Origin of the sequence: Isoptericola sp. NPDC060185, assembly GCF_042728595.1 — a bacterium.
GTDB lineage: Bacteria > Actinomycetota > Actinomycetes > Actinomycetales > Cellulomonadaceae > Isoptericola.
The window spans coordinates 1-1,041 of record NZ_JBHWYY010000172.1; the positions used below are offsets into that span (position 1 = coordinate 1).

1 protein-coding gene is annotated in these 1,041 nt (G+C 69.9%); it reads right to left on the reverse strand.

The features are described 5' to 3' along the window. The coding region (locus ACFWDO_RS21495) for a phytoene desaturase family protein (protein WP_380347228.1) at positions 1–912 on the reverse strand (912 nt) is incomplete at its 3' end. Between the last annotated feature and the right edge of the window lie 129 nt (positions 913–1,041).

The following is a 1,041-nucleotide window of genomic DNA, read 5'->3' on the forward strand; positions in this document are numbered from 1 at the left end:
GCGCTGCCAGTCGTCGAGGACCTGGGCGTCGAAATCGCCCGCGCGCAACAGGTCGAGTGTCGACAGGATATGGGAACCCGCGATCACCGTGCCGGCGTGCAGTGTCCGGCCCGATTCGGTCGCCACCTGCCACCCGCTGCCGGATCGGCGCAGCGAGGTGACGGCGTCGCCGGTGTGCAGCTCGCCACCGTCGGCCCGCAGGCGCGCGATCAACGCCGCGCTGAGCGCCCCACTCCCACCCACCGCACGCCCGGGCGGCACTGTGTGCATGAGCGCGGCGAACCCGGCCATCGGCGCCGTTCCCGGCTCCGACATCGGCGGACCCGACTGCGCGCCGAACCACGCGAGCGACGCCTTGAGCCGTTCGTCGTCGAACCAGAAGTCCAGTAGCGCGTCACCGGACTGCAAGAACTCCCGCGACAACGCCGATCCGCCGGCCCGCGCGTCCAGCCCCCAGAACGAGCGAACGAGCCTGCCCGGCGTCGGCGGCCCGCCGAACGACCGCATCACCCGTGCGCTGCGCTCGCCCCACACCTCGACGAAGCGGCGATATGCGTCAGCGTCCTTGACACCGCAGGCGGCCGCGATCGAGGCGCACGTCTCGTCGAGATCACGGTGGAACACGATCGGCGGGCGCGCACCGTCGGACGGTGTGAAGCCCCATGGATCACAGTCGAGATAACGCAACCCGAACCGTTCGAGCTCGAGCTCCTCGATGATCCCGGTGTGCCGGATCATGATGTGCGCCGAAGATCCACGATCAACGAGATGGCCGGGGAATCGCGCCACCGTCGATACCGCGCCACCGGGCACCTCGTCGCGCTCGAGCACCTGCACCCGGTGCCCGGCCCGGGCCAGATAACAGGCCGCGACCAGCGCGTTGTGACCGGATCCGACCACCACCGTCGTCATGGGTGCGTGGGCGGCATCGGCAGCCTGCGGCCGAGAATGGCGAACGGCCGGGTATCGCCCGCGAACACGAAATTGCGGATCACATCGGTGAATCCGGCCCGCCGGTACAACTTCCAGGCCCGGTTCGCC